At 51.5% G+C, this 11,161-nt stretch carries 1 protein-coding gene; it reads right to left on the bottom strand.

The features are described 5' to 3' along the window. Positions 1-37: 37 nt before the first annotated feature. Positions 38-11,095, bottom strand: coding sequence for a type I polyketide synthase (locus tag Kalk_RS18110; RefSeq protein ID WP_101895589.1), 11,058 nt, complete (start codon positions 11,093-11,095; stop codon positions 38-40). Between the last annotated feature and the right edge of the window lie 66 nt (positions 11,096-11,161).

Here is an 11,161-nt window from a genome sequence, read left to right as displayed (position 1 = left end):
CCGATCCTGTGGAATCGGGCCATTCCTATATTACAGATCAGTCTTCGTCGTCATCGCCTAATTCCGCAGCCAGCATTGCAGCCAGCTCGTCATCAGACAGGTCATCCAACTGATCCTCTTCTTCCTGCTGTTCTTGTTGTGCAGAGGCCTCCGTGTTCTCTGTTTGTGCATTATCTTCTTCGGCGTCTGCCATTTCATCTGGGAACATATCCTGAATCAGGAAGGTACTCAGACTGGACACCGTTGGGTATTTGAACATCAATGTTGCTGGTAGCTGTTTGCCTATCAGAGCACACAGTATGTTACGCAGTTCCACCGCCATCAACGAATCCAGACCCAGCTCTTGCAGCGGCTGATTCGGATTGATGGTATCGGATTCATCCAGACCCATTACCCGTTTGATCTGCTCACAAATCATCTCAACCAACATGGGTGTCCGTTCATCGATAGGCGCGTCTGCCAAGCCTGCGCGGAACTCATCTGCCATTTTCTGCAAATCAGCATCCACACCCACACTGGCTTTAACATCCAGTTCGGACAGGAAGGCCGGAATGGAGCCAGACATGTTCGCCAGCGCCGCCCAATCAATCACCATCAAGCCACGTTGCACAGGGTTACCCTGCAGGACCATATTAAACCAGTCCAAACCAACCTGTGGATCGATCAGATGTACACCAGAGGCTTTGGCGTTGGCTTCGACCTGGCTGTTAGCAGCCATACCGACCTCACCCCATGGGCCCCAGTTGATAGCGGTTGCAGGCATACCCAAACCACGTCTGTAGTACGCCAACCCATCCAAGAAGGCGTTGGCCGCAGCATAGTTGGCCTGACCTGGCGCTCCCAGCAGAGAAGAAAGCGAGGAGAACAGGACAAACATATCCAGCTCCATGTCTTTGGTCTCTTCGTGTAGATACCAGGCGCCTGCCAGTTTCGGTGCCATGACCTTCTCAAAGCTGGCCATATCCTGATTCATGATGAAGGCATCCGAGAGGATACCGGCTGCGTGAATCACACCACCCAAAGGCAGACTGTGCGCTTTAACGCTGGCCATCATATCCGCTACCTGCCCACGATCACCGGAATCGGCTTTCACAGTAGTAACACGGGTACCTTTGGCTTCTATAGCTTTTACACCATCAGGGTCTACATCTCGAACATCTCGACGTGCTGCCAAGATCACTTCGCCAGCGCCCTGATCCGCAAACCAGTTCGCGAACAGCATACCCAGACCACCAGATGCACCCGTAATCAGGTATGAGCGATCGTCCTTCACGGCAATGGCAGGATCATCACGGTTAATGAGGATCTTACCAATGTGCTTGCCTTGTGCCATGTAACGGAACGCTTCCATGGCCTCTTTGTGTTTGAACACAGTGTACGGCAATGGCTGATAGTGACCTGCCTCTACGTTCTCTACAATCTCATCCATTAATTCGCGCAGAGCATTGGGGTTCTGCAGCGTAACAACCACCAGATCGAAGGCCTCGTAGTAGATATCTTCACGGAACGCTTTGACACGATCCTGAGTCCAGATATCCGCCTTACCGATTTCAATAAAGCGTCCACCCTCATTCAGCAGCTGCATGCTGGTGGTAATGAATTCCCCTGCCAGAGAGTTCAGCACCACATCCACGCCTTCACCACCGGTAACGTTGCGGATCTGCTGGGCAAAGTCCAGAGAGCGGGAGTCGAACACATGCTCAACACCGATCTTACGCAGGAAGTCGCGTTTCTTCTCACTGGCAGTTGCAAACACTTCTGCACCGATATGACGAGCAATGTAGATTGCTGCCAAACCAACACCACCGGCACCGGCATGAATCAGTACGCGCTCACCTTTCTTCAACTTGGCCAGGTTTTTCAAGCCATGCAGAGCGGTACAGTACACCACAGGAATGGTTGAGGCCTGATTAATGGAGAGGTTCTTCGGTACACGACAGGTCAGCAGTTCTTCGGTGACTGTCTGTGTACTCATACAGGATTCAGTCAGTGGCACCATGACCACATCACCGACCTTAAAGTCCTTAACATCGGTACCCAGCTCGGTAATTTCACCGATACACTCACCACCCAGAGGGCCTGCTTCACCTGGATATACGTCCAGAACACCCATAACATCACGGAAGTTAAGACCCGCACTGAGTACTTTTACTGCCATTTGGGTAGAGCCCAGTTTACGCGGCTCAAATGGTACAAATTTCAGATCTTCGAAAGTACCTTTCTTCTCGATGATAAGACGGTAAGGAGCTTCTGGAATCGGCATACCTGCAGATTCATGAGTGGTACGCGCCAAGCGAGCAACCATCCTTGCGCCGCGGCGATAAGCTACCAGCTTCTCACCACCAGCCTGTTGCATCTCCTGAGCTAATGATTTAGCCGCTCGAGCATCGCTTTCTGCATCCACATCCACCAGCACAGAGTTGTACTCGGAATGCTCCATATCCAACACTTTACCAAAACCGATCAACGCAGCATGAGCCGGGTTAACATGGGTATCACTGCGCTGTGCAGCCACACCAGCTTCAGTAACACACCACAAACGGGGTGAGCCAGCGGCTGACATCAGCTGCAGTGCTTTAAGCATATTCAGAATGGGTGAGAAAATACGCTTCTGCAGTCCCATTACATCGCCATCTGGCGCGGCATCCGGTGCCACATAGATCAGACCTGCCACATTGGCGAGCCCGCCTACCGCCCCGATTGCCTGCATCCACTGACCGCCATCTTCAGGGTTCAGCGTGATGCCGTTGCCTTCTTGCTCAAAGCTCGTGCCATCACAACGAATCTGCCAAGCAGTTACGCCTTCGCGGTTGCCAAGCTCGTCGCTGATGGCTGTCGTCAGGCTGCTGGATTCGCCAACAACCAGGTATGTACCGGTAAGCGGTTTAACCTCTTGATCTGCTGGAATAGTTTGAGTCTTCCAGTGTGCTTCGTAGTGACCATCAAATGGATCTTTGCTGATGGCACGCAGCAACGCTTCTTTCGGAGCACGTTTGCTGTGCAACGTTTCCACATCGATCAAAATGTTGCCCTGATCATCGTACACCTGGATCGTGTGAGAATAACTTTCCATTACCTCACTGGGATCTTCTGGCGGATTCTTGATCTTAACGTGACACCACAATTCAGTGGTGGGCTTACGGAAGAAGCGCAGATTCTCCAATGCAAAAGGAATATAGATCGCATCTACTTTGGAAGCATCAAAGTCATCATGCATGGCAGCCAGTGCAGAGCTTTGGAAACAGGAATCCATCAGTCCAGGGTGAATCATGTATTTGCCCTGTTCGATGGCAGATTCCGGCAAGCGCAACTTGGTGAGAGTCTCACCAGGGCGACGCCAGAAGCCCGCTATCCAACGGAACTGAGATCCCAGTTGATAACCCACTTTCCACATTTCGCCGTAGAACATATCACCATCATAGGCATGCGTGGAACGGCCCTGAATTTGTTCAATGTCTTCCGGTGTCAGCACCTGAGTTGCATCAGGGCCGTCACAGGCAGTCACATTCATGCTGGCATGCATGGTCCAGTCTTTTTCACCGGCCTTATCATCACGGCTGAAGCCCTTAACTTCATAATCATCCTTGTCTTTATCAGACAGTTTCTTGAAGCCATAGTGCAGACGGCGCTTTTGCCCTTCTTCCAAAATGAATGGCTCAGGGAATACCACATCATCCAGTTTCACCGGCTTTTCGCCGTACACATCACGAGCACAGAGGATGGCGTTTGCCACATGGAATGCGCCAGGGGCAACCACTACTTCGTAGAGTCGGTGATCATCCAAGTTAAACGGATGCTCCACTCCAAAGTTATTCTCGAAGTAATAATCATCACTCATAGGTGAGTGCATCATGGTAAGAAGGTTTTCGGTAACCTCACCCATCGCACCGCCACCACCTGCGCCAATGCCGTTATCGTTGTCACCCAACCAATAACGCTTGCGGTCGAAGGCATAGCTTGGTGCCGCAACACGTTGACGGGCAAATGGAGCATCAAAGGCTGCCCACTTGATATCGACTCCATTGGCATACATCTGAGCAACAGCCAAGTTAAACTGACGTTCGGAGTTCTGCTTGGCACGTAATGTATGTACAAAGCGGCACTTATCTGTACCCAGGATTTGAGTAGCCAAACCAGTCAAAGTAGAACCGGGGCCGATCTCAAGACACAGATTAACTTTTTGCTCTGGCAGTTTGTTTATAGCGGCAACGAAGCTGACTGGACGCTTGACGTGATCAACCCAGTAAGCAGCGGTAGACATTTCGCCTTGATTGAGAGCACCACTGACCGTGGAAACGATATCCAGTTTGGCAGGTTGGAATTCAATGCTTTCGGCTACTGCTTTAAACTCCGCCAACATGGATTCCATCATATTGGAATGGAACGCATGGGATACAGTGAGTAAGCGCGCATCGATATCTTGAGCTTTCGCTTTCTCAATAATGGCAGCAATGCCTTCAGCGGTACCAGACACAACCGTGTTACCGGGTGCATTGAACGCAGCAACCTGTACGTCTGTCACTCCATCCAACAAGGCTTCTACTTTATCCTGAGCCGTCAGGATAGCAGCCATATCGCCAGTTTCGCACTTCTCAACCATCAATCGGCCACGAGCGACGATCAGCTTCATGGCATCTTCAGGGCTCATGATGCCAGCGATAACTGCAGCAGCATACTCACCAACACTGTGACCCACCATAACCGCAGGCTTAACACCCAGGCTCTGCCAATGACGGGCCAGCGCATATTCCAAGGCAAAAATAGCAGGCTGGGTATATTGCGTGTTATCGATCTCTTCTGAACGATCACCCCACAGCAGCTCCAGCAAGGAAGAACCAGTCTCCTGATCGAACAGCTTTTCACAACTATCCAGATTCGCTTTGAATGCAGGGTTGGTGTCATACAACTCTTTCGCCATGCCCGCATACTGTGAGCCCTGACCGGTGAACAACCAAGCCAGCCCTGTGACAGGCTCACTACCTTCACCTTTAAAGCTGCCGGCTACGGAAACGCCTTCAGCAATTTGTTTCAGTTTATCTACCGCACCTGCAGCATCAGGCGCCACAACAGCTACACGATGCTCAAAGTGTTGGCGCGCGGTATTGGCAGTAAACGCGATATCTGCAAACGCGGCTTCTTTGGCATTCATATTGTCGTTTTGCAAGAACTCTGCATAACGCTTGGCCAAGCCCAGTACTGCGCCTTCGGTTTTACCCGATAGCGTCAGAACATGGCTGTTGCGCTCGGTAGCGTTGATCACTTCCTTACGCTGCGGCGCTTCTTCAAGAATCATGTGCACGTTAGTGCCGCTGAAGCCAAAGGAACTGATACCCACACGACGCTTGCGCTCACCTGCCTTCCACTCACGACTTTCTGTTGGAATGGTAAACTTGCTAGCATCCACGGCAATGTGCGGATTGAATTTGTTGAAATGCAAATGCGGTGGAATTTCACCATGCTGCAATGAGAGCGCGGCTTTCATCACGCTGGACACGCCAGCTGCAGATTCCAAGTGGCCCACGTTGGTTTTTACGGAACTGATGATCAGCGGGTTATCACTGGTACGGTTGGTACAGTACACCGCTTCCAACGATTGAACTTCGATCGGATCACCCAGTGGCGTGGCAGTGCCGTGAGTTTCAACCCAATCCACGTCATCCACTGTGAGCCCTGCGTTAGCAAGCGCTGAGCGGATTACATTCTCCTGGGAGGGGCCATTAGGCGCGGTCAGGCTGCTGGAACGGCCGTCCTGATTGATCGCGGAGCCTTTGATCACTGCAACAATATTGTCACCATCACGCTCGGCGTCAGACAGGCGCTTCAGTGCCAATATGCCCACACCTTCACCACGCACGTAACCATCTGCACTTTCATCGAAGGTTTTACAACGGCCTTCTTTTGACAGCATGTGTGCCTTGGACAATGCCACAAAGGTTTCTGGCATTACCATGGCATTCACACCACCGGCCAGAGCCATGTCACACTCGCCATTACGCAAGCTTTGCGAAGCAAGGTGAATCGCCACAGCAGAAGAAGAACAGGCTGTGTCGAGCGTCATGGTGGGGCCTTGCAGACCCAGGTTAAAGGCTACTCGACCGGCAATAACGTTGAGTGCATTACCGGTAGGAATAAACATGATGTCTTCTTCACGAGCGCCGGTAGCACAGGAGCGGATATATTCATTCGCGCCGACACCCACAAACACGCCCGTACGGGTGCCGTTCAATGAGTTGGGTGCATACCCTGCGTTTTCCAACGATCCCCAGGAAGCTTCCAGCACTAACCGTTGCTGCGGTTCCATACTCTCGATTTCACGAGGTGCTATGCCAAACAACTTACCGTCAAATGACTCAATGTCATCAATCAGGCCTGCAGACAAGGTGTAGGTTTTGCCGGGAGCATCTTCGTTTTTATCCAGATATTGGTTGATATCCCAACGATCAGACGGCTCATCGTTAATACCACAACGGCCATTCTTCAACAGATCCCAAAAATCGCCCGGACCATTGGGTGCCATTGGCATTTTACTACCGATACCAATGATGGCAATTGGCTCACCATGGTACATACCGGCAACAACAGAGGCCGCTTCGCTCTCTTCTCCGTAAAGATTAACGGCAAAGTATTCTGCAATTTTATTAATGGTTGGATAATCAAAAATCAACGTTGCTTTCATGGCTTGGCCAGTATCAGCTTCCACCTGTTTTTTGATTTCCAGCGCCATGATGGAGTCAATACCCAAATCCATCAGTGGCATTTCAGGATCAACTGCTTCACCTTCAGCCTTGCCTGTAACGCGGCCAAACAGCTCCTGCAGATAACCCACTATTTTCTCAGCACGCTCTTCGGTTTCCAGAGGGATCAACGCTTTAAAGAACGCAGACTTCTCACCTGTTACGCCAGAAGTAGCTGCCAGGTTGCGGCCCAACGTGCCAAACATGGGGTGCGGACGACGCATTTCCAAAATTTCACGGAAGCGGGTCCAGTCAACATCGGCAACGGTCTGATGGGCGTTGCCACCAGTCCACGCCTTAGTCATCAGCTCAATAGCCGATTCTGGATCGAAGGGTTTCAAACCGCGGCGCTCGGCTTCTTCTGCTGCATCGCCGGTGGCCATACCAGCACCACCCCAAGGCCCCCAGTTAAAGCCCGTAGCGGCCAAGCCCTGTGAACGGCGGAAATCCACCAAGCCATCCAGGAAGTGATTGGCTGCTGCGTAATGAGCCATGCCGCCAGAACCCCAAACAGAGGCAATAGACGAGAACACAACAAACATATCCAGATCCACTTTGGCAGTGGCGTTGTGTAGATTCAACGCTCCTTCCAATTTGGCCTGGGTCACTTGCTGCCATTGCTCAATGGTCATCTCATGAGCCAGCGCGATATCGCTAATACCGGCAGCATGCACAATACCTTTCAGCGGGCTTGCTGCTTGTGCCAGCTCACCCACCAGATCAGCGACCGCAGCCTCATCCGCAACATCAACATTGGCTACAGATATCTGTACACCCTGCTCCTTAAGTTTGGCGACCAGCTCAGCTCGATCCCCATCCAAAGATTCAAGGTTGCCACGACGACTCATCAACACCAGGTGCTTGGCACCGGAGCGGGTCAGCGCATCGGCAACGTACAAACCAAGACCACCTAAACCACCGGTCACCAAATAGGTAGCATCGCTATCCAGTTTGATGAGACTCGATGATGGCAGACGATCCTGACCCAAGCGCAACACGCTGCGGACAGTCCCCTCTACTTTCACCACATCTTCCTGCGCGTTGGCGCACAGTTCGGCCAGCAACGCTGCCCCCTGATCTTCGGCACTACCGCTGAGGTCGACGATGCCGCCCCACAGTTCGCCTGCTTCCAACGCGAAGCCCTTGGCAAAGCCCAGCATCGGATACGCCGCCAGGTTAATATTATCTTTGCCGTAGGCGTTTTCGCTAACACACCAGATTCGAGCCGGGTTGGAGGAATCGCTACCTGCAATAATGCCTTTCGCCGTTGCCAGAACTGAGTGGATCTGACTGTGAACCGCGCCTGCAACATCACCGAGTTGCGCAGGCATTGAGGGAGCCACCAGCAGAACAGGAAGCACCTTACCGGCCTCTTGAGCTTTTGCCTGCAATGGGGCAACAGCGGCTTTGATTGATTCTGCATCAGCCGATGCATCCAATGCCAATACTGAAGTTTTACCTTTCAACACTTCCAGCCAGGCTGGAGCAGCACCGATGACAACCACATCGTCAAAATCAGCTTCTTTACTTTCAGATAATGCAGCTGCGAACCAATCCGTGTTGTAAAGCAGTCGGCCAAAGGACATACCTGCCGCCTTGCTGTAGTTACCCATACGGATTTTATCTACCCAGTAGCTATGCTTCTGGTATGGATAGGTAGGCAGATCAACGCGTTTACGTTCACCACCGACAAACAGGTTTTTCCAGTTCAGCGATGCGCCGGAACAATGCAATCCAGCAACAACTTCTGTGAAATGCGAGCTTTCCTGAACCTCACGATCCACGCTGTGCATGTAATTGATTGGTTGTGCAGATTCAATGCACTGCGGCGCCAGCTTCACCAAGTTAGCGCCAGGTCCGATTTCAACACATGCTTGGATTTTCTGCTGACCCAGCTCTTGAGCTGCATTCAGGAACAGCACCGCATCACGCACATGCTCAACCCAGTACTGGGCATTTTTAACATCCTGAGTTGCTGTCTTACCGGTTTTACTGGAGATAAAACGAATCCGTGGCGCTTTCAGCTTGGCCTGCTCTACCACCTTGCTGAATTTATCCAGCATCGGCTGCATCATGGGAGAATGGAAAGCATGGGATACCGTCAGCAACTTGGCTTTGATCTTCTCATCGCTCAGCAAGGCAACTGCCTGCTCTACTGCTGGCTTCTCACCCGAGATAACGCAATTACGAGGACCGTTCACAGCCGCAATATCAATCACGCTGTCCAAAGTTTCGATCACGTTACGGGTTTCGTCAGCGCTGGCAAATACTGCAGCCATCGCCCCACGCTCACACTCGCTGGCCATCAGACGGCCTCGAGCACATATCATTTTAACTGCATCTTCAACCGACATAACGCCGGAATAAACTGCAGCAGCATATTCACCGATACTGTGTCCGGTTACGCAAGCAGCCTGCACGCCCATGGAAGTCCACAGCTGAGTCAGTGCATATTGCAGAGCGAATATCGCCGGCTGGGTATATTGGGTTTCATCCAGCAGAGCTGTGTTGTCGCCCCACATGATGGATAGCAGTGGCTGATCCAGCTCAGCACTCATCAACTCGGCAACTTTATCCAGAGCATCCTTAAATACCGGGAAGCGCTCATAAAGATCCTGCCCCATGCCAGCGAACTGAGCACCCTGGCCCGTAAACATGAAAGCAATCTTGGCAGGGTTAGTGCCTACATCAGTAATATTGATGCCATTGGCATCGCCATTTTTCAGCAACCCATTCAGCTTATCGGCGGCTTCCTGTGCAGAGCCTGCCAAAACTGTCGCGCGATGACGGAAGTGGTTACGACCGGTAGCGGCCGTGAAGCACACATCATTCCAATCATAGCCTTGCACCGATGGCAGGCTTAATGCCTCGGCATAACTTGTCAGATACGCCTGTAATGCATCTTTAGACTTGGCAGAGATGGTCAACAACTCAGGCGCAAACTGGGTTGCTGGCTTTTCATCATTAATATCAGAAGGAATCGGAGCTTGTTCAACAATGATATGACAGTTAGTGCCGCTGAAGCCGAAAGAACTCAAACCACCAATACGAACCGGTGCTTTCCATTCACGCTGCTCAGTAGGCACTTCTATGGCGATGTTGGACCAATCAATGTATGGGTTGGGCTTGGAGAAATGCAAATGCTTGGGAATGGTCTGATTATGTACAGACAACACCAGCTTAATAAAGCCCGCTATACCCGCTGCTGCTTCCATGTGCCCCATATTGGTTTTAATGGAGCCAACAACCAGCTTTTCAGTACGCTCTTTACCGTAAACAGTATTAAGAGCTGCCAATTCTATCGGGTCACCCAGCGGGGTGCCCGTACCGTGGGCTTCAACGTAAGAAACTTCATTGGGTTTAACCCGAGCATCTTCCAGCGCTGCACGCAGAACTTTTTCCTGCGCCAATTCATTGGGTGCGGTGATACCCTGGCTCTTGCCATCCTGATTTACCGCAGATCCGCGTACCACTGCCAGAACGTTGTCGCCGTCACGCAAAGCGTCAGACAAGCGTTTCAGGACAACGGTACCGCAACCTTCACCACGCACATAGCCGTTAGCATCGCCATCAAAGGTTTTACAGCGACCATCAGGGGAAAGCATTCCCGCGCGGGCAAATATCATTGAAGTGGTGGGTTCGAGAATTAAGTTAACACCGGCAGCAAGTGCCATATCGGATTCACCCTTGCGCAGACTTTGCACTGCAAGGTGAATTGCAACCAGAGAAGAGGAACAAGCGGTGTCTACCGACAGGCTAGGACCTTGCAGGCCGAGCAAGTAGCTCAAACGGCCAGACGCTACAGAGTGAGAGTTACCTGTACCATTATAGGGAGAGATGTCTTCCAGGCTACCGTATTGCGCCTGCATGTGGGAATAACCCATATGGCAGATACCCACAAATACGCCTGTCTTACTACCCATCAAAGAATCGGGGGCTATACCGGCATGCTCAAGAGAATCCCATGTGGTTTCCAACAACAGACGCTGTTGCGGCTCCATCAACGTGGCTTCCACTGGCGCGATACCAAAAAAATCCGCATCGAACTGATCAACATCGTCTACCAGGCCGTTGGCCTTGGTGTACAGCTTACCGACCGCTTCAGGATCTGGATCATAGAAATCATCACCCACCCAACGCTGATCAACCATATCAACAATGGCGTCATCACCGTTTTCCAGCAACTGCCACAGTTTATCGGCGCTGTTAGCACCGCCGGGCAGGCGGCAACCCAGGCCAATTACCGCAATGGGTTCGTTCTTTTCTTTTTCCAGTCGCTGAACTGAATCCTTGGATCGTTTCAGTTCTTTGAGGGCCTGCTTGAGTAACTTAGCAGTATCGGTGCTGTTATTATTGGACATAGTAACCCCGTGAAGTGTTTATTCTTCTTCTCTTATTGGTCGAATTGTAGATTTGGAAAATATAAG

The sequence above is a fragment of the Ketobacter alkanivorans genome (genome assembly GCF_002863865.1).
Classification (GTDB): Bacteria; Pseudomonadota; Gammaproteobacteria; order Pseudomonadales; family Ketobacteraceae; genus Ketobacter; species Ketobacter alkanivorans.
This window is presented reverse-complemented; position numbering and strand designations above follow the sequence as displayed.